Origin of the sequence: Chitinophaga filiformis (assembly GCF_900102545.1) — a bacterium.
GTDB lineage: Bacteria > Bacteroidota > Bacteroidia > Chitinophagales > Chitinophagaceae > Chitinophaga > Chitinophaga filiformis.
In genome coordinates this window covers 1,358,880-1,380,043 of the sequence record NZ_FNBN01000002.1, presented here as the reverse complement: position 1 = coordinate 1,380,043, position 21,164 = coordinate 1,358,880, and the positions used below count along the sequence as shown (strand labels likewise).

Below are 21,164 nucleotides of genomic sequence, written 5' to 3'. Positions count from 1 at the left end.
AATAAATTCTTCAGAAATGATAATAAATATTTCTACCCCTTACCCGGTTTTTAAAAAGGGGCAGCAGTTGAAGAGCAGCAGCCTGACTGGTATTGTCACTTTTGCAGGGCAGGAAGACCAGGATACCCGTACGTACCTGGAAGGATCAGGTATCTTTTATGGTCTTGATGTAGTGGTGGATGAAGCAGCCGGTACTGTCAGACTGAGGCCTGGTACTGCTGTGACTTCAGATGGTCAGCTCTTTTCATTGGAAGATGAGATCATTTATAACGGTATCGGCAAGACAAGCGAAGGGAAAGATTTTGATGTACCACTGCTGGATCGTACTGCTACTGTTATGGTGCTCAGCAATACGAATGAGAACCATAATGAGCTGATCTATCGCTTATCCGGCAATGATCCCGGCAACCCGGAGCGGGAGCCGGATACCACCCCATACCTGGTTATCCTTATTGTGCGCAGTGACGAATCTACTGAAGACAGTTGTCTGTATGGTTATGAGAACAGTGAGAGTAAGAAGACACTGGAAGTTGAGGCAGCGCTGATACCCAAAAGCTTTTTTACACAGGCGGAGCTGGATGCCTGGTTTATCAATGATGCTACCGAGGCAGGAGATAAGGATCCAGTTATCAACCGCTTTGGTTACACTGCAAGCGAAGGCGGCCCGCATATCTCTTTTGAGCCGTTTACCAGCTGGGCGGCTGTTAGTACCGGCTTTGATGATGTTTGTAAAGCTGCAGAACCATTGATCGGAACAGCCTTTAAATCGGTGTATGAACTGGTGAAAGAAAAGCTGGGACTGGACCCGGTTAATCCATTCGATAGCCTGACAGAAAATCTGCAGAAGTTGCGTGAGGGTGTTGGCGCAAGAGGCGGCAGACAATATCCCTGGTTGTATGATTATTACCGGGACCTGGTAGCCACTTACCAGGAGCTTGTTGCCACAGACCTGTTCAGCTACCTGTCCCTGATGCCAAAGAAGAGCCGTTTCAGAGGGTATATCGCCCTGCATAGTATCCGTACGATGTCTCTGTCAGGACAAGAGAAAATAAACTATCGTATGGGGCTTTACAGGCCTCCTTTTGCGGACCTGGGTATTGATGCACTGGATAGACCCCGTTTGCTGATACAGCGGCTGAAATACCTGGCGGATGTATCGCACACACGTTTTGATGATCAGAATTTCCCTTCTTTCGGGGTACGTTTTACACCGGATGCGGGTATCAATAAACTGTTGTCAGAAAGGGCCATTCCTTTCTATTATAAGAATCCGTCAGAGCTGTCAGCATACTGGAATGCGGCAGCGACGCGTAACCGCCGGACCTTCAACATCCCTGGTATTACGGATGATAAGGACAGGAAGTTCCTACTGGCCAATATGGATGGCTATGACTTTTTCCGTATCAAAGGACATACGGGTGAAACGGTACAGATAACACAGGACGCCATTGCTGACCTGCGCAGAGACCTGCACCTGCCTTTTGATATCAAGGTGGTATACCTGGGTGATGACGAGGATATGGACCAGCTGATCCGTGAAAGATCAGCAGAGTTCAGTGATCTGACCGTCATACTGGAGAAGATCGTGAATGATATCCGTTGTGCACGCACCTGTTCTGATAATTTTGAGGAGGTCATCTTCGGACGTGAATTCGACCGGAATGCTATCGGGGATATGTTTGAAGCATTGGTAACCCTGTTTGGCAAGCCGCCGGTAGACCTCGAAAAGAAGATTGCTGAAATCTGCAGTAAGGAAGGAACCTGTAATGATGATGATAAAACATGCTGCCGGGCGCATTTAACGTCTCTTTATGCAGTATGTGAAGAATATGTTCGCCGTAAAGGAGAACTGACCAGCAGCCTCTTATTTCACCGATTTGCAGAAGAGCATCCGGGACTTGAACATAATGGAGGGGTACCTAAGGGTGGTACACTGGTATTGGTATGTGCAAAAACCAATGTGGCTTCCCTTTCAGAAGCAGAGAAGTCGAAGCTGGTGAACCTGATGCTTAGCAGTAAGGAAGAAGAGAAAGCGGCTGCTATGAGCCTGGCAAAAGAACTGGAAGGATATGAAGTGGTGGCGGATTTCTGCCTGCCTTATATCTGTTGCTCCAGCAAGCCAGCCATCAACCTGATACTCCGGGAATCACCACCGGTAGCACGCTTTAGTATTATTAAACAGGAAGAGATGCCTGAAGGCCAGGGTGTGGCAATATCGCTGAGGAACCAGTCGCTGAGGGCAGATGCTTATCATTGGGAACTGTATGACTATAAGGGCGTGTTCATCACTGACAAGGATACAACCAGTCTCAATGATGTGGTGGAATTTGAGTTAGAGCGGAAGCGCGGTGTGGTGTTCACGGTTGTGTTAACAGCTTCCCGTGAAGGTATGGAAAGCCAGTTCTCGAAAGAGATCACTATCTGTCCGCTGAAAGATGTGAAGTTGACCAGCAATGGCAAGGTTACTGTGGACTGGGATATCTCCCGCACAGATGAAATCGGCATAGAAGCCACTCCTTACGGTGGCGCCTTCAGCCTCATTCTACAGCAGAATGACAACCAGGAACCTATTGATCCTTTGAATTTTGACGTCACCTGGAAAGAAGATAAAAAGCATGCAACGCTGAAGCTGGAAGATCCGCAGGTGGGCATTTACTTTCTGGACTACACATTTGAAGACGTCCAGGATTGTAAGGAATCATTCGCAAGGCTTACCATCAGTGCTTTCGTACCGGCATCTAAAGAATCTGCCCCAGATACAGGTACGACGGCAGACCCGAATGCGAATGCAAGGTCGATTGTAAACAGCGATGCCGTATTCAATAAGCGCATACTGGGATACAGGAGTGATGTCAACAAGATGGCGAAGGAAGACGAGACGCTGTCGGAAGACAGTCGCTGGACAGATACCAAATCCTTCCTGCTGGCCAGCGGTGCACCTGAAGTATTGCATGCAGGTTATGAAAAACTGCAGGCAACATTACAGACAGGTTTCACCAAGCTGAAAGCAGCGCAAAAGGTGCAGGTGATCAAACTGCTTGTTTATGCTACTGCTTATTATATCGACAGACTGATAGTGGAATCGCCTGAAAAAGTACCTGCAATAGCCCGGAAACTGGTAAAGGCAGCTGCTGATTCCATTACCGCACAAAAGGATGGTCTGGCGCAATGGCAGCAGGTATGGAATACCACTGGTATTGTGACGGCAGAAAATGAAAAAACAGTAAACACGTATAAAGGAATAGTCGCTTAATGAAACAGCAACATGCCATCGGAAAACTTTTGCTGGAGGTGCAATTGCCTTCCAGGGAGGAAGCCTTTGCATTGCAGGGAGCATTGAGCACGGGTGTTACAATGGAGCTGGAGCCAATGCTGTCGGCACTATTGGACAGCTGGGCCGATCCGGATACTTTATTACAGATAGATAAACTGGAAATAGACCTGGGTTCCTGCAACCTGGCGTCATTACGAGACTCACTTCCGGAGATGATCATCAGTCATCTCCGGAAGCATTATTCCAGCATGCAGTCGGAGTTAACGCTGGAAGCCGGTATGCAAAGAATCCCCCTGATACAGGGATACTATGAAAGCTGGTTGTATTTCCTGGAAAGAGGCATTCTGCCGTCTTCCGCTGTGAAATGGCAGCAACCTGAGTGGGAGGCCGGTATACTGGCGGCATTATCTTCTGAGACATATGCTTTGCAGCAATGTAAGGTGTTGTTTATGGAACACCCGTATGCGATCAGGAGACTGGTATTGCAATTCTCACCTGCTTTTGTCCGGAACTGGATACTGGCATATAGTGCGGATGCCTACCGGCAGGTGTTACAGTTGATCGATGAATGGGAAACGTTTATCTATCATCCGCAGCTGCGGGAGGCAGCAGGTGCATTGGCGCCGGCACAGCAGCAACTCATTCCGGTATTACCTGCCAGGACAAGCTATCATGATGATATCTTTATCTGGCTGATCAGGGAGATAATAGTGCCGGGGCGAACAGTGGACAATACTGCATTGCTGCAGCAACTGATGCAGCCATTGATGAGTAAAGCAAAAGAAGCCATAGTACCCCGTTTGTTATTCGTGCTGCAGAAGACAACAACAGCAGCAGTGAAAGCGCCGGTCTTATTGCAACAGACGGCAGCAACACTTGCTATGCAATATTTACCTGAGATCACCGCGCTGCAAAAAAGCCTGTTTATAGCACAGCAAGAGAACGAACGGCATAAACAGGGAGAAAAGCGGGATAGGGAAGATAGTGCACAACGGCGGCAGCATGATACTACAAAGGACGGACCTGAACAACAGGAACAGGCTTCGGCGAGGAAGCATCGTGAGCAAGAGCGAAATGATGAGCAAGCCCGCCGTAAAAAGACAGCGGAAGAGATAAAGAGTGATAAAGCATCATCCATACAAGAAGAAGAGAAAGCAGCAGCTGAAGAAAAAGAGCAGAAAGCAAGGGAGGAAAGAGAAGAAGGAACAGCGGAGCAACGTGCTGTAGATAAAGAAGCAGATCTTAAGAAGACTGCTTTATCATCTGCAGATGAGGATACTGCATCGCCGGAACCACCAGCAGAAGGATCTGTTTATTACATCAATAATGCTGGTCTGATCTTACTGCATCTTTACCTGTCATTCTTTTTTGACGCGCTGGAACTCAGGGAGGAACAGCAGTTCAAAGATGAAGCTGCAAAGCACAGGGCGGTACAGTTGCTGGGATACCTGGCTTATGGAGAAGAAGATATTCCGGAGTGGGACCTGGTATTACCTAAAATATTATGCGGCATCCAGCCTGCAGAACCGGTGAGACGTTTTATACCGCTTACTGATACGGAGAAGACGGAAGCCAATGAGTTGCTGGCTGCTGTGATCTCTCACTGGAATGCATTAGGTAATACATCGCCTGATGGTTTACGCGGTAACTTCCTGTTGAGGGAAGGGAAGCTGGAATGGAAAGAGGAAGAGTGGCAGCTGTATGTAACGCAGCAGGCGTATGATATGTTGTTAAACCAATTACCATGGGGATTTAGTGTAGTAGGATTATCGTGGATGCCATGGCTGATAAAAACTGTCTGGACCTGACATGATAAAAGCAACCGATAATAAAAGCACGAGTAGCAAGGCAAAGCAACCTGCCGGTAATTCTTTCTTTGGAAAGGAGGAGGGAGGTAGTGCTTTTTTCGGAGAGAAGGAAACAGCGAAGGAACCCTTTTTCGTTCAACGGAAACTGACCATTGGAAAACCAGACGACCATTATGAAAAACAGGCGGACCAGGTAGCAGATAAAGTAGTGCAGCGTACGAGCGAACCTGCTGCTGTACAGGCTAAAGCAGTTGCACCGGCTCCTGTCACTACAGTCCCTACGGGGCATACGCCTTCATCTGCTGCGCAATCTGATGCCCTGCAAATGAAAGAGCAGGAAGGGAAAGAGGAAGAGATATCCGAAGGAGAAAAGAAACTGCAACGTAAGCCTATCTTCGATAGCATGGCCGATCCACCGGATGATATCCAGAAAAAAGGAAACGGCAATGATGCAACAGATACAGCAGGTAGCGGATTGGAAGACCGTTTGCAGAAAACGAAAGGTAGTGGTACGCCATTGCCTTCAGATACAAAGACGGCGATGGAATCGTCTATAGGCGCTGACTTCAGTAATGTACGTATACATACAGGCTCTGAAGCGGCAGCGCTGAGTAACGACCTGCAGGCGCAGGCGTTCACACATGGAAACGATATTTATTTCAACGATAATAAATTTGATTCGACCAGCAGTACCGGCAGGCACCTGCTGGCGCATGAGCTGACACATACGGTACAGCAGGGAGCTGCTGTGCAGAAGAAAGCTGATCCTGCACTTATGCCGGAAGAAGCGCCTGCTGTGCAGAAAAAGGAAGATAGCCCTGCTGCCAGTGCATCCGCAGAAAAAGAAGAAGTAACGCCTGATGTACAACCTAAGGCTATAGATACTATACAACGTGCGCCAGGTGGTAAACCTGCAGCAGGAGCAGCGCCTGCCGGCGTTCCGGGTGAGGTGGTGAATATCTCTTCCGGCAGGTTCAATCCTTCTGCCAGTCTTGCTGAAGCGATCAAAGGGGCAGGTCGCAAAGGACTGGATATAAACATCAATGCTGGTAAAGTAGCCGGTGCTGGTGTGATCAAAGTGAGAGAGAAGGATGGCGTGATGGAGAGTTTGAAGAATGCCTATCTGCCATTGAACATGCCGATGTTCAGTGCTGCAAACCCAACGTTGGCGGTGAGACTGGCCAACGGAGAGATAAGCGGTTTTGCTACCATCGGCCAAAGTAATGCCCCGGAAGCTATTCCGCAATGGCTGCGTAAGAATGGTAAAGCCATCGGCTGGCTGACGGGTATAGATGTAGAAAATGTATTGTCAAAATCTACCAATACATTCGAAAACGGCAATTTCACCTTTACACTGAATGGTGTGAAAGTGAAGGTAGGCGGTTTTGCAGAGGCGACCATGGACCTGGGCTTTGCGAATATGAAGCCGTCGGCGCATGTGACAGCAGATCTGGATATCCATGGTGTGGCTAAAGGCAACCTCGATATCACATTGATGGACGATAAAATGTCGGGAGAAGGCGCATTTGGTGTGAGCTTCAAGGGCTTCTCCGGAGAGATAGCAGCGAAGTTCCAGGAAGGCGTGCTGGACGTGAAGGGCATGGTAGCCTATTCGGGCGACCGGTTGAGCGGGTCGCTGATGCTGGTCATGACAGACAAGAAAACTGCGGACAATTTTGCGGTAACGCAACTGGGTGGCGCTCCGGCGGAAGAAGCTGCACCACCGGCGGAAGTACCGGCTGCAGAAGGTAAAGGGCCGCGTGGTATGGCTGGTATGGGGACGCTGACCTTCAACATGACGGAATGGTTTGCAGGTAGCGTGAATGTGATTGTGGATGGTAAAGGTTTTGTGACCGTGATCGGTAAGATCGCTCCGCCGAAAGAGATCATTCTCTTCCAGCAGAGAGACTATAGTAAAGAATTATTCAAGCTGGAAGCTCGTGCGGCTTACGGTATACCGGTAATAGGTAACGTATTTGTATTCGCTAATATGGCCCTGATCGCGATGGCGAAGGTGGGGCCGGCGAAGATCTATAATATTGAGGTTGCGGGTACATATTCCAACAATCCTGATGTAGCGAAGAATATCTCCCTCTCCGGTTCCCTGAATATGTCTGCCTATGCTGGTCTGCGTCTGCGTGCAGAAGGTGGTGCTGGTCTTGAACTGGCAGGACATGATCTGAAAGTAGGGGTGGGTGTCAACGCAGATGCGGGTGTGAAAGGATATGTAGATGCAAGGCCGACTATTGGTTATCGTGATCCGGGAGAGTTCTTCTTCAAGGGGCATATGGAGATAGCGGCGCAGCCATTCCTTGGCTTGAGCGGTGATCTGTTCGTAGAACTGGATAGTCCGTGGTGGTCGCCGTTGCCAGATAAGAAATGGACCTGGCCGATAGGCGCTCTTGAATATCCGTTACCGGGCGAGTTTGGTATAGGCGCGGATATGGAATATGTGTTAGGTTCCGGTAAAGTACCTGAAGTGACATTCAGCGAGGCGAAATTCGATGGTGGCAAGTTCATGACCGATCTTGTGGATGATCATGTACCACCGAAGAGCGGTGCAGGCGATAAAGAAAAGCAAGGCAAGTTTGTGGATGGTGGTGCTGCGCAGGCTGGCCCTGCTGCAGGTGCTCCTCCTCCGGCTGCAGCGCCGGGTAAACCTGGTGCTGGTGCAGCCCCTGCGGGTGGTGCAGCGGGAGCAGGTGGCGGAAAAGGTAAGGACAAGGAGAAGGATAAAGGTAAAGTGGATCCTGAAGCAGTGAAGAACTTCGCAGCTGCTATGAAGAAGGTGAAGGAGCTGGAAGGTCATAAGCCAATGACACGTACTGAGCTGATGGCCACATTAGACGGTATTAAGAAGCAGTTCAATGTTACAGGTATCAGTTTTGCAGCACAGGGCACTGATATCTGGATGGTAACCGGTACTATGCAGGGCATGCCGAATAAGCAATCTGTAAAGGTGAAGGCCGCTATGAAACCGGGAGATGAAAAAGAGGAGGGAGGACAGAATAAAGAAACCGAAAAACAACTGGCAGAAGGCGTGAAGGCATTGATTGCTAAAGATAAGGAGACAGCTGCGGGCGATAAACAGCTGACTAAACCGGAAGCTGAGAAGGTAGCTGCAGATGTAGCGAAATCACACAATAAAATATTCCAGTCGATTACTGTTCTGGATAAGAAAGATCACTGGAATTATCTGTATATTCAGCGGGCGAAGAAGACGGCTGAAGTGCCGGGAAGTGGTATCGATGCTACGAAGCTTCCACCGGAATTTAAAGTGGGAGCATACTTCAAATTTGATGGTGAGATATACAGGATCAGTGAAATAAAACTGGATCAGGACAGAGTGCATATGGTAGATGTGAAGTATCTCATATCGAATAAGAAAAAGAAGAAGATTGAAGGTGAAAAGGTCTTTATGATCAGTATAGCACTTAAGAAAGGATCCATCACCGAATATAAAGATCCGGTTCCTGCCGTGAGGAAATTCCCTGCAAGCTGGCCAAGTGGTGTTGATAGTGTGCGGCCATGGTTGTATGAAAGTATCCATAAATGGGATGACAAACGGGAAGAGATACAGAAGCATACAACGAGGGGTATCGATGCTGTAAAAGCTAAAGTGCGGGCGGCTAAAGCCAGGGCGATCGCTACCGGTAAGGATACTGAATGGAAGCAGTTGTCAAAACATCAGCCGAAGAACCCTTCGGAAGGTATTATGATAATTAACGAGAATACGGATTATAACACGTATGATCCGGATACAGTTGACTACAACGTGGATCATATCAATGATCTTGGTATGTTATGGACCACAATAGGACGTGACGCCAGTGATAGCGTGAGAAGGGACCATGTAGTAGGCGATAATAATCTGCGTGTGATAACAGGAGAACATAACAGGAGAAAGAGTGGTAAGCGATATGAAATGTCTGTTGGCCCGAATTTCACGAGTGAAAGAGCAGAAGATAATACGCCAGGTGCAAAGACAATCAAAGGCAAAAATGGTGTGGAAGAACCATTCCTGTAGAATTAAAAGTTTGCTATGGAACTTAAGCTAAAGAATAAAGAATCTGTACTGAGCCTGGCTATCAGCCCGGATGGTAAATGGCTGGCAGTTGGTCAGATCGTTGATGAAGATCGTAATCCGAGTATGACTATCTGGGATACAACAACCTGGAAATGTGTTGCAGAAGAAGAAGGGGGAAATGTGTCAAGTATAACGAGCCTTTCTTTCAACAGGCATAGTAATATGCTGGCATATCTGATATCAGGAGATTATATCAGGTTCTTTAATGTGAAAGATATGTATCTGCAGAAGGAGTTTCCTTTCGAGAAACCCCGCACGGTACTTTATGCCACACATGAGGACCTTCTGCTGGTGGTAGGAGAGGAAGTATCTGTATTCAATAAGGATTATGAGGAGGTCTTTAATTATAAAAAATATAAGGCTTATAAGCATACTGAAGGTTTGCCTCCCGAACTGTTTAAGGATTATTACAAGATGCCGGATTGGGCAGAAAAGGCTTCTTACGGCAACCTGCCTGCTGGAGCGGCATTCTTTAAAAAGGACAGTTGTGTTATCATAACGGGTAACAATGATAATAAGTTTTCCGTATACGATATTAAGTCCGGTAAGCGCAAGGAGCAATATCCCGGCGGCGTACTGCAGGCTGGCTATATGGAAATAGATCAATCAGAGAAGTACCTGTTTTTGATTGGACGATTGCCATATGCTGACCTGATGTGGGAGTTGCCGGATATGAAAAGGGTACTGCCGGAATATCTGAATGAGGACTTTGATGGTTCTTCTTCCTTCAGCTTCCATCCATCTGCCCGTTTTTTTGCTATCGGAGGAGCAGGAGGTAAAGTATTTCTCAGAAGTATTGAAACTGGTGATTTTGTGATGGAAAAGGATGTACATGACGATGAGGTAATGGCAATCCGGTTCAGTGCCGATGGTAAACTGCTGATATCCGGAGGCGCAGATGGAAAGGTTATCCTGACAGATATCACAGAATATCTAACCTAATTATTGGTACGATGCTAACGATCTCTATCGCCATACAAAAAGGAGGGTCTGGTAAAACGACTACTGCCCTGAACCTTGCCGCAGCGCTGCAACGGATGGGTAAGGAAGTGTTGCTGATCGATCTGGACCCTCAGGCAAATCTCACCCAATCTATGGGTATAGCCGACGACATTGAACTAAGTATCTATGAGTTGCTTAAACAGGCCGCCAGTGGAGAACTGGTGGATACGCAGCAGGCCATTGTACATACCGGTGTTTTACCACTGATACCCGCTAACCTGGAATTAGCCAGCGCTGAACTGGAACTGGTAAGCATTTATGGCAGGGAACAGTTACTGAGCCAGGTATTAGGTCAGCTAGGCGACCAGTATGATATTGTAGTGATCGATTGTCCTCCGGCAGTAGGCATGTTAACCGTCAATGCCCTTACTGCCAGCGAATATGTACTGATGCCCCTGCAGGCGGAATTCCTGCCTTTTAAAGGCGTACAACGTTTCATGAAGAATGTGCAGCTGATAAAAAAGCAACTCAATAAAAAACTGGAAATACTGGGCCTTGTCCTGACAAAATTTGACGAGCATAAAAGCATGCATAAAGAGATCCGTGCACAACTGCAGCAGATGTACCCCGGAAAGGTACTGGAGACGGGCATCCGTAGTAATATATCGCTTGCCAAAGCACAGGAGCAGGCTAAGGACATATTTACATTTGACAATACTGCCAATGGCGCGAAAGATTATCGTGCCCTGGCTACAGAAATAACAGAACGCCTTTTAACAATGGCTGAGCAATAGCCCCAATCATTTAAATCGATAGATATGAAAACGAGCAGTCGTCGCTATCGGAGACACCGTAACCCCGAAAAAACAGATCAGCAGGAAGGGCCTTTCTTCAGCCCGACCTCGAAAGCCATACAAACAAAAGAAGATGCTTTCTTTCAACCTAAACTGACTGTCGGCGAGCCGGGCGATCAGTATGAGAAGGAAGCGGACGCCGTAGCAGATAAGGTGGTGAATAAACAACCGGCCCGCAGCACAGCCGTACAGCGGAAGGAAATATCCGCCGTACAGGCCATGCCTGAAAAGAAAGAAGAGGAGAAACCAGTGCAGAAGAAAGGTATGAATGATAAGAAGGAAGAAGAGAAACCTGTACAGAAGAAGGATGATAAGGGTAAAGAAGAAGAGAAATTGCAGAAGAAGTCAGCACCCGATAAAAAAGAAGAAGAGAAGGCAGTACAAAAGAAAGACGATAAAGGTAAAGAAGAAGAGAAACTGCAGAAGAAGTCAGCGCCTGATAAAAAAGAAGAGGAGAAACCTGTGCAGAAAAAGGGCGACATGGGTAAGGAGGAGGAGAAGCTGCAAAAAAAGGAAGAGCCTGAGAAGAAGCCTGCTGCTGATGAAGTGTTGAAAGAAGAAAAGGAAGAGGAAAAGAAAGGCGGAGGGCCTTCCCTAATGGCAAAGGAAAACAATTCCAGCGGCGCACGTGAAGGAAGCGATCAGCTGGCGCAACAGTTGAAAGACCAGCGTGGAGATGGCGCACCACTCTCTCGTGAGATGCTTAATGAGATGAGTAATTCCATTGGCGCAGACTTTAGTAATGTGCGCATCCATACTGGTGAGAAAGCAGCCGCATTGAGTAGTGAAATAGGCGCGCAGGCGTTCACACATGGTAATGATGTTTATTTCAACAGTGGTAAATATGATACAGATTCGTCCGCAGGTAAACATCTCCTGGCACATGAACTGACACACGTAGTACAACAGGGAGCTGCGCCTGCTGTTGAAAGCAGGAAAGCTACTGCTCCGGCAGCACATAGCGCGCCGGGCGTACAGCGTGAAATCTCTACGCCATTGCCGGAAGGAGTAGAGCCAAACAAGAAATCAAAGATTGCGAAATTCCCTATTGGCGATTTTACGGTAGTGGTAAAACCGGACAGGAAGGCTACCAAAGCAGATAAGGTACCTGCCGATCAGGCAAAGACAAACGGTTATATTAACACCGGTTTCTCCCTGAAATATGATAAAAAGAAAATGATAGAAAGCGTTACTATTTCCAAGAAGCTGACTATTCAGACTATCTATGGAAAAAAGGCTACTTCTTCTGATGACTCTGCATACGGCAGAGGGCATATTAAAGCGGATAAAGACGCCGGACATAAATCACTTGGCTTTCATGAAGGAAGTCATGGAACTGATTTTATAAACTATGTACAGTCGCATCCATTTCCTGAGATAGTGATCGACACGCCTGTTACCATGAAAGAGTTCAAGGAGTTGAAAAAGCAATGGAAAGACGAGTTTAAGGCGTATGTTGATGATATGCACAGCACCAGTAAAACGGCTACGGATGATGTAACCGATCCCGTTGTCCCGGCAACCCCCTGATAATATTCATAAACTGTTACCCATAGGGCGGAAACGCCGTTTTTTGTTCAACAGATTACTATTGGCCTGCCGGCGATCATGGTGGGAGAAGGCGGACCAGATAAGCAGTTGAAATAGTTACATTCATATGATTGACAATACCAAGAATGCAGCAGCCTTACAGGAGTACCTTTCATGGCTGCAAACCGAGATGCGGAAGCGCTTAACCCAGTATTTTGGCGCCGAGACCGGCACTACACCTATGATCCCCGATGAAAGTATTCAGCCCGGCAATTCCTGGCCTGATGCACCCCTGGCAAAATTCATTCATGACAATGAGCTGGGACAGGATGCGCAATTATTGCTCGTAATGGCTCTAGCCCCTCATATCAATGCGGTGTTCTTTGAAGAGCTAATTCATGAACACCTGGTAGATAAGGGCGATTTTCCCCTCATCGGTTGTGTGAAGGGAACACAGTTCCGTGGATTATTACCTACCGGCGATACGCTCCTGTTCCTGCTGGCAGGAACGGACCTCTCTGCACGTATCAGTAAGATGCAATTGTTGAGTGAAACTCACATCTTTGCCAAACGGCAGGTATTGTGGGTGGAGAAGCCGGAAGAAGGAGAACCGGCGATGAGTGGAAAGCTTGTGATGTCGCAGGAGTACATTGATCTGTTCCTGACAGGTTCCTACGCTAAACCCCGCTTTGGGAATGACTTCCCGGCGGAGAGCATCACCACACCTCTGGACTGGCCCGACCTGGTGCTGAATGCACAAACCATGGAACAGCTGCATGAACTGAAGAAATGGCTACGCCTGAAAGATAAACTACGCGCTACAAATAAACGTCTGAAACCCGGTTACCGCGCCTTGTTTTATGGTCCGCCGGGAACAGGTAAGACGCTATCTGCCTGCCTGCTGGGCAAACGCGATCCAGCGGAAGATCCGGATAATACGCAGGAAGATTTTGATGTATTCCGTATTGACCTGTCGCTGGTGGTATCCAAGTTCATTGGAGAGACAGAGAAAAACCTGTCGCACTTATTTGATAAGGCAGAACATAAGAACTGGATACTCTTCTTTGATGAGGCAGATGCCTTATTCGGAAAGCGTACCAACATCAGGGACGCACACGATAAATATGCTAACCAGGAGATTGCCTACCTGCTGCAACGTATAGAAAACTACAACGGGTTGGTCATACTGGCATCCAACTTTAAGAATAATATCGACCCTGCCTTCTCAAGGCGTTTCCAGTCTATTATACAATTCCCGATGCCGAACCAGGCAGAGCGACTGCAACTCTGGAAGATGATCCTGCCAGACAGTATGATGGAGAAAGAAGGAATACTGGAGAAGGTATCTGCTACGCATGAGATCTCCGGTGCTTCTATCATCAACGTGGCGCAGTATTGTTTCCTGAAGAATATGCAGCCGGATGGAAGCATTTCGCCGGTGTCGGCTGTTGACCTGGAGGAAGGATTGGTGAGGGAGTTTAACAAGGAAGGCAAGATCTATAAGTAATTAGATGCATGAATCCGGGAGTGCTTAAATAGCGTCAAAACCAGTCAAACCTTCATTACAAAATGAGAGAGTTTTTGACTAAATTGACTGCTCTTATTCCCGGGATGTATCAGCTAAAATCTTATATATGAAGCGTTTCCTTTTGCTAATGGTATTGTGTTATTCACTGACGGGTGCTGCTGTATATGCACAAACGAAACCTCTTCCCCGTATTGCTATTGCCGGACTGGCGATAGAGTCCAGTACCTTTTCTCCTGCATTGACAAAAGAGGAAGCCTTCCATGCGCGGTATGGAGCGGATGTATTCAATGCGTATCCCTTCTTTGGCGTGGATTCCCCATTACGTCACAGGGCAACATGGGTGCCTGCTTTGATTGGTAAATCTTTGCCGGGAGGAGCGGTTACGCGTGAAGCATATGAATCATTGGTGAAACAGACGCTGGATTTGTTGAAGAAGAATGCGCCCTATGATGGTCTGTTCTTCGATATTCACGGGGCTATGAGTGTGGTAGGACTGGATGATCCGGAAGGCGACTTCATTACCCGTATCCGCAAGGTGATCGGCAATAAAACGATTATCTCCACCTCTATGGACCTGCATGGAAATGTGTCCTGGCGACTGGCAGAAAATACTGACCTGATCACCTGTTACAGGATGGCGCCGCATGAAGACGCCATGGAAACCAAACAGCGGGCGGTACAGAATCTGCTTACACGGATAGAAAGTGGCAAAGGCAAGCCTGCATTTAAAGCCTGGATACCTATTCCTGTCCTTCTGCCGGGAGAAAAGACAAGTACCCGTATTGAGCCTGCAAAGACTGTTTATAAGGCCGTAGCCCCAGCGGCGGCACAACCGGGCATCATTGACGCTGCTATCTGGGTGGGATACGCCTGGGCAGATGAACCGCGTAATCATGCGGTGGTGATGGTGACCGGCGATGACAAAGAAAAAGTAAGCCGTACCGCGGAGCAGCTGGCCAAAAGCTTCTGGGATGCGCGTTTGGGTTATGCCTTCGTGGCGCCTACCGATAATCTGGAAGGAAGTCTGAACAAGGCTATAGCAAGTACCAAACATCCTTTCTTTATCAGCGATTCCGGCGATAATCCTACCGCGGGAGGTGCTGGTGACGTGACCTGGACTTTGACAGAGATCCTGAAGCGTAAGGAATTCCAGTCGGCGAAAGGTCCTTCACTGATCTATGCTTCTATTCCTGGTCCTGAGTTGGTGAAAAAAGCGATGGAAGTAGGTGTTGGTGGTCATGTGGATGCTTATGCAGGTGCTGCTGTAGATGCGCGTTATGCGCCGCCTGTGCGACTGGCAGGTACCGTGGAATCTATTGAAAAAGGCGATAAAGATGCTGAAGTGGAAGTGGTGGTGAAAGTAGGTAGTGTGCATGTGATCGTTACGCAGAAACGTAAGCCTTATCATAAAGAGCGCGACTTTACACGATTAGGGTTAAATCCCCGGAAATCAGATATTGTGGTGGTGAAGATCGGGTATCTGGAACCGGAGTTGTATAATATGAGGGCTGATTGGATACTGGCATTAACGCCGGGTGGAGTGGATCAGGATCTGGAGCGGCTGCCTTATAAGAGAATTGAGCGTCCTATGTTCCCGCTGGATAAGAATATGAAGGAACCTGATCTGTCGGCGAAGCTGGTGCCGTCGTCAGATAAACTACGCTAAGTAGCACCGGTTTCAGAATGGATGTCGGTCGTTGGGTGCTACTTTCGCTCTCCGCATTACTTTTATATATGGTCCGTGATTTATGGGCTTGTTATTAGTGTTACTTATGAATGCTTATGCGGAGGAATTGCAGGCGTTCCTTTTGCGGCCCACGCTTTAAGGAAAGTACTTTCGTTTCTATTTCTTTCTTTGAAATATAGGAAATGAGGAAGTCAAGTTTATTTAGCAGTTGTTCTACGGTCGCATAATCGCCCATATCCAGCCTGATATCTGCTTCTTCAAATAAGAGGTCCGTTAATGCATCAAGTGTGGTATAATGGACATCTTTATCAACGATAAAGGCTTCCAGTTCTTCTGTGCTCAGACTGTCGAAGAAGTCCTTCGTCCTGAATTTAGTGGCGGTAAATACGGTATTAATTTCCTGCAGGGCTCTCGCCGGCTCACTTTTCTTGGCGCTTATAACAGCCCTTAAAACCCTGCCTAATTCTTCAATCATCTCCAGGAAATAATCCTTTGGCATAATAATGTACTTTATACTGCTGTAAATGTATCACTTTTTCCAGACAGCATTTTTCACGGCATATTCCGGTATACCTATAGCGTCAAACAGACACTTATGATAGTCTGTAGCAGAATTGATGGTAGCTGTAAGAACGAATGAGTATTTTTTTGTATTTTTGTCTGATTTTCAAAGATATTCAGCAATAGACCCGATAGACCCATGGCATCCCGATTATTACCTATGATGGTACTGTTTACCATTGTTTGCCTGCCTGTATCCGCCCAGGTGGCAAATTTCAACATCCCCGATACTGTCTGTGTAAATACTCCTGTAAAAATTCAGAATACGTCTACCGGGGGAAGCACTTATTTCTGGAATTTCTGTTCTGGTAGCCTGTTCAGCACTCCTGTTGTGTCCAATCTGGGCAACGTTAGCGGTGCATTGAATTTACCTAGTTTTCTGTCTATGACAAAGGACGGGAGTAATTATTACGCCTTTATTACCAACAACATAGGACAGCTGGTACGCTATAGCTTTGGCAACAGTTTCCTGAATACGCCGGTCGTGTCCAATCTGGGCAATCTAGGAGGAGTTATTCCCAACCATACGGAGGGGGTACAGGTGATCCAGGATATCAATGGCTGGCATGTAATAGTGGTGGGAGGAACATCAGAGATATCACCCCGCATTGTGAAGGTGGATTTTGGTTCATCTCTTGCCAATGCACCTGTGGCTACCAACTGGGGTAATATGGGCGGGATGGATTATCCGCATGACCTGTATATTACGCAAGAGGGCAGTAACTGGTACGGATTTACAGTCAGTATTCTGAATCATACGGTTACACGATTTGATTTTGGTAATTCAGTGGGCAATATGCCTACGGCAGTTAACCTGGGTAATCTGGGTTCCCTGAATAGACCTACAGGTATCTTTGCTACACAAGATAACGGTAACTGGTATGTGTTTGTAACGAATGAGGGTAGTAACACGATCACCCGCCTTGACTTTGGTAATTCCCTTGCGAACACGCCTACAGGTACGAACCTGGGAAGTGGAGGCGGTATTGTTAACGGACCGAGGGATATTTCTATCATCCATGATTGTGGAAAGATCTTTGGCCTGGTGGTATCCGCCGGCTCTTCTGACCTGACACGCATAGATTTTACAGGGGGGATTACCAGCAATTTTACAGCTACTGCATTGAACGCAGGAAGTAACTTCAACTTTCCGAGCTCTATTTCTCCTATCTTCCGGGAGGGAAATGACCTGTATGCTTTCATTACCAATGTTTACAGTAATACTCTGTCAAGGTTCGTATTTAATAGTTGTAACAGTTCCAGCATCGCATCATCCACGGTAAAAGATCCGCCGGATGTTGCTTATAACACACCAGGGACCTATACCATTAATCTGCTGATGGATGAGGCATTGGCTACACAGACCACTTACTGCCGGAGCATTGTAGTACTGAATCCACCGGTGGTGAATCTGGGACCTGACCGGAGCATTTGCGAAGGTGGTAAGACTGTATTGGATGCAGGTAGTGGTTTCAGCAGCTACAAATGGAGTACAGGTGAGACTACCCAACAGATCACTGTAAACGCTGCCGGTACTTACCAGGTGGAAGTGAGCAATGGAGGTTGTACGGCAACCGACGATATAACGATCAGTACTAACCAGGTACTGGCTATGACAACCACCGTGACGGATGCCACCAGTTTGAATCCCAAGGGCAAAATTGAAGTAACGGTGACTGGCGGGGCGGCTCCTTATGCATACTATATCGACGGTAACAGTCATGGAAACAATGTATTTGATAACCTGGATGTAGGCGGATATACTATACTGGTGGCAGACAATGCTGGTTGCTGGCTGTCGCGTCCTGTAGAGGTGAATATGATCGTAATCCCTCCACCTCCGATGGCAAGTTTTAATATCCCGGATACTGTCTGTGTGAACACTCCTATCAAAATTCAGAACACCTCTACCGGAGGAAGCACTTATTTCTGGAACTTCTGTTCGGGTAACCTGTTCAGCACGCCTGTTGTGTCTAACCTGGGCAACGTCAACGGCAACCTGAATGTGCCTACTTATCTGTCTATGGCGAAGGACGGGAATAATTATTACGCCTTTATTACCAATAATACAGGTCAGCTGATCCGGTATAACTTCGGCAACAGTTTCCTGAATGCGCCCTCTTCAGACAACTTTGGTAACCTGGGAGGCGTTATCCCCAATCATACAGAGGGGGTACAGGTGATCCAGGATATCAATGGCTGGCATGTGATTGTGGTGGGAGGAACTTCTGAGATATCGCCCCGCATTGTGAAGGTGGATTTTGGTTCATCTCTGGCTAATCCGCCTGTGCCGACCAACTGGGGGAGTATGGGCAATATGGATTATCCGCATGACCTGTACATTACACAGGAGGGTAGTAACTGGTATGGTTTTGCCGTAAATATTCTGAATCATACCATTACACGATTTGATTTTGGTAATTCTGTGGGTAATATGCCTACAGCAGTTAACCTGGGGAACCTGGGCAACCTGAATAGTCCAACAGGAATTTTTGCCACACAGGATAACGGCAACTGGTATGTGTTTGTAACGAATCAGGGAAGTAATACAATCACCCGGCTTGACTTTGGTAGCTCTCTTGCCAACACACCTACAGGTGTGAACCTGGGCGATGGAGGTGGTATTATTAACGGGCCGAGGGATATTTCCATCATCCATGATTGTGGAAAGATCTTTGGTCTGGTGGTATCTGCCGGCTCTTCCGACCTGACCCGTATAGATTTTACAGGGGGGATTACCAGCAATTTCACAGCTACAGCGTTGAACGCTGGTGGTAACTTCAGTTTCCCGCATTCTATTTCCCCGATCTTCAGAGAAGGCAACGACCTGTATGCTTTCATCACCAACGCTACCAGTAATACCTTATCACGGTTTGTATTTAATAGCTGCAACAGCTCCAGTATCGCTTCCTCTACGTTAAAAGATCCGCCGGATGTTAGTTATAACACGCCAGGAACGTATACGATGAATCTTTTGATGGATGAATCGCTGACTACACAAGCCACTTATTGCAGGACTATTGTCGTACTTGATCCACCGGTGGTAAATCTGGGACCTGATCGGAGCCTGTGTGTGGGTGGCACAGCGGTATTAGATGCAGGTAGCGGTTTCAGTAGCTATAAGTGGAGTACAGGTGAGACGACCCAACAGATCACTGTAAGCGGCGCCGGCACTTACACGGTGGAAGTAAGCAACGGAGGTTGTACCGCAACTGACGATGTAACAGTCAATATTGGCACGATGCTGAATATGACGGTAACGGCGACTGATATTACCTGTACGAATCCGAAGGGTAAAATAGAAGTAACAGCGACCGGTGGAATTGCTCCTTATACATACTACAATGGCAGTACCGACAATGGAAACAACAATGTATTTGATAACCTGGATGCCGGACTGTATAGTATACAGGTGAGAGACGATGCAGGTTGTGCGGTAACTAATAATGTAAGGATCAATGCAGCCCCGGTATTGAATATGACAGCGACAGTGACGGATGTTACCTGTGCAGATCCGAAGGGTAAAATTGAAGTAACCGTGACTGGCGGAACCGCTCCCTATACATATTATAATGGCAGTACCGACAATGGAAACAATAACGTATTTGATAACCTGGATGCCGGACTGTATAGTATACAGGCGAGGGATAATACAGGTTGTACGGTAACTAGCGATGTAAGGGTCAATCCCGCTCCGGTATTGAACATGGCTGCGACAGTGACGGACGTTTCCTGTATAAATGCGAAGGGTAAAATTGACGTAACTGCGACCGGTGGCGCTGCCCCTTATACATACTATATCGGTAGTACCAATAATGGAAATAACAACGTATTTGATAACCTGGATATCGGATCGTATACTATACTAGTGGAGGATAATGGCGGTTGCCGCTTGTCCCGTCTTGCGGAAGTGAAGAATGATCTCACAATAACATTGGATGTAAGTGCAACAACAACACCGCCTACCTGTTATGGAGATGCAGATGGCGGAATTACTATACAGGTGAACAATGGCACCGGCCCTTTTGAATATGCATTACAGAGAGGAGGTTATCAGCCAAGCCCTGATTTCAGCGGTTTATCTGCCGGCAGTTATGTGGTGAGTGTACGCAATACCTCCTGTAATGTGGATGTGCCGGTTAATCTGACCGGACCAGCTGAACTAAAACTGACGTATAACAAAGCAGATGAATATTGCGGCGAGCGAAACGGGGAGGTCATTGCGGTTGCAATAGGTGGAACACCGCCTTATACTTACTACTGGGATAATGTTGGAACCAGTGCTGATATCACCGGTTTACAGGCAGGCGCATATGGGCTGTCAGTAACTGATCAGCGCAATTGCGCACAGCAATCTACCGTTATACTTGATAATATTATACTTCCACCGGTAAATATCATCAATAGTGATACGACCATTAATATCGGTCAGTCGGTACAACTGCATGCTGTCAATGCGATTGATTATACCTGGACGCCGGCAACTGACCTGAGTTGCGTTAGTTGTGCTGATCCTATAGCGACGCCGCGACAGACTACGACTTATACCGTAACAACGACAGATAAAAATTGTAGTAAAACAGATATGGTAACGGTGTTTGTCACCTTTAACAATTCACTGTATGTTCCTACTGCTTTTACACCGAATGGAGATGGTGTGAATGACCGGTTTGTCGTAAAGTCGAGAGGTGTGGCAGTATACAATATCCAGATCTTTAACCGCTGGGGGCAACAGGTGTTTGCATCCAATAATGTGTCTGTGCATTGGGATGGCAAGTTTAAGGGCCAGTTACAACCGGCAGGAGCGTATGTTTATATTGTTACCTATAGTTTCTATGGTCAGGAGCAGGCAGCACTGATGCAGAAAGGGGCATTTACCCTGATAAGATAATA

10 protein-coding genes are annotated in these 21,164 nt (G+C 47.2%); 9 read left to right on the top strand and 1 reads right to left on the bottom strand.

The features are described 5' to 3' along the window. The first annotated feature begins 16 nt into the window (after positions 1-16). The 8 genes from BLR32_RS11990 to BLR32_RS11955 all read left to right on the top strand — a co-directional run bounded on the left by BLR32_RS11990 (position 17) and on the right by BLR32_RS11955 (position 15,689). Positions 17-3,253, top strand: a complete 3,237-nt coding sequence (locus tag BLR32_RS11990) for a hypothetical protein (protein ID WP_089831906.1) — start codon at positions 17-19, stop codon at positions 3,251-3,253. After that, a complete protein-coding gene (locus BLR32_RS11985; RefSeq protein WP_089831904.1) occupies positions 3,253-5,082 on the top strand; it encodes a contractile injection system tape measure protein in 1,830 nt (609 codons plus the stop codon). The genes BLR32_RS11990 and BLR32_RS11985 overlap by 1 nt, the downstream gene beginning before the upstream one ends. Position 5,083: 1 nt before the next feature. Further along, positions 5,084-9,109, top strand: coding sequence for an eCIS core domain-containing protein (locus tag BLR32_RS11980; protein ID WP_089831902.1), 4,026 nt, complete (start codon positions 5,084-5,086; stop codon positions 9,107-9,109). A 15-nt stretch (positions 9,110-9,124) separates the two neighbouring features. Next, on the top strand, positions 9,125-10,111 hold the full coding sequence (locus tag BLR32_RS11975) for a WD40 repeat domain-containing protein (RefSeq protein ID WP_089831900.1): 987 nt from the start codon (positions 9,125-9,127) through the stop codon (positions 10,109-10,111). An 11-nt stretch (positions 10,112-10,122) separates the two neighbouring features. Then, positions 10,123-10,905: a ParA family protein gene (locus tag BLR32_RS11970; protein WP_089831897.1), complete on the top strand. Its 783-nt coding sequence runs from the start codon at positions 10,123-10,125 to the stop codon at positions 10,903-10,905. 24 nt (positions 10,906-10,929) lie between these two features. Further along, on the top strand, positions 10,930-12,495 hold the full coding sequence (locus tag BLR32_RS11965) for an eCIS core domain-containing protein (RefSeq protein ID WP_089831896.1): 1,566 nt from the start codon (positions 10,930-10,932) through the stop codon (positions 12,493-12,495). 127 nt (positions 12,496-12,622) lie between these two features. Next, a complete protein-coding gene (locus tag BLR32_RS11960) occupies positions 12,623-14,002 on the top strand; it encodes an ATP-binding protein (protein ID WP_089831894.1) in 1,380 nt (459 codons plus the stop codon). A gap of 127 nt (positions 14,003-14,129) precedes the next feature. Further along, positions 14,130-15,689, top strand: a complete 1,560-nt coding sequence (locus BLR32_RS11955; RefSeq protein WP_089831892.1) for a M81 family metallopeptidase — start codon at positions 14,130-14,132, stop codon at positions 15,687-15,689. A gap of 100 nt (positions 15,690-15,789) precedes the next feature. Here the strand turns inward: BLR32_RS11955 and BLR32_RS11950 are convergent, their stop codons facing one another. After that, entirely contained in the window at positions 15,790-16,209 is a 420-nt protein-coding gene (locus BLR32_RS11950; protein ID WP_089831890.1) for a hypothetical protein, read from the bottom strand. 201 nt (positions 16,210-16,410) lie between these two features. On the opposite strand from BLR32_RS11950, the gene BLR32_RS11945 reads away from it, so the two are divergent. Further along, positions 16,411-21,162: a T9SS type B sorting domain-containing protein gene (locus BLR32_RS11945; RefSeq protein WP_089831888.1), complete on the top strand. Its 4,752-nt coding sequence runs from the start codon at positions 16,411-16,413 to the stop codon at positions 21,160-21,162. The last annotated feature ends 2 nt before the right edge of the window (positions 21,163-21,164 follow it).

What these genes read in the sequence shown, in the direction of transcription:
- BLR32_RS11990 (WP_089831906.1), top strand. Translation starts at nt 17, where the DNA reads ATGATAATAAATATTTCTACCCCTTACCCGGTTTTTAAAAAGGGGCAG.
- BLR32_RS11985 (WP_089831904.1), top strand. Translation starts at nt 3,253, where the DNA reads ATGAAACAGCAACATGCCATCGGAAAACTTTTGCTGGAGGTGCAATTG.
- BLR32_RS11980 (WP_089831902.1), top strand. Translation starts at nt 5,084, where the DNA reads ATGATAAAAGCAACCGATAATAAAAGCACGAGTAGCAAGGCAAAGCAA.
- BLR32_RS11975 (WP_089831900.1), top strand. Translation starts at nt 9,125, where the DNA reads ATGGAACTTAAGCTAAAGAATAAAGAATCTGTACTGAGCCTGGCTATC.
- BLR32_RS11970 (WP_089831897.1), top strand. Translation starts at nt 10,123, where the DNA reads ATGCTAACGATCTCTATCGCCATACAAAAAGGAGGGTCTGGTAAAACG.
- BLR32_RS11965 (WP_089831896.1), top strand. Translation starts at nt 10,930, where the DNA reads ATGAAAACGAGCAGTCGTCGCTATCGGAGACACCGTAACCCCGAAAAA.
- BLR32_RS11960 (WP_089831894.1), top strand. Translation starts at nt 12,623, where the DNA reads ATGATTGACAATACCAAGAATGCAGCAGCCTTACAGGAGTACCTTTCA.
- BLR32_RS11955 (WP_089831892.1), top strand. Translation starts at nt 14,130, where the DNA reads ATGAAGCGTTTCCTTTTGCTAATGGTATTGTGTTATTCACTGACGGGT.
- BLR32_RS11950 (WP_089831890.1), bottom strand. Translation starts at nt 16,209, where the DNA reads ATGCCAAAGGATTATTTCCTGGAGATGATTGAAGAATTAGGCAGGGTT.
- BLR32_RS11945 (WP_089831888.1), top strand. Translation starts at nt 16,411, where the DNA reads ATGGCATCCCGATTATTACCTATGATGGTACTGTTTACCATTGTTTGC.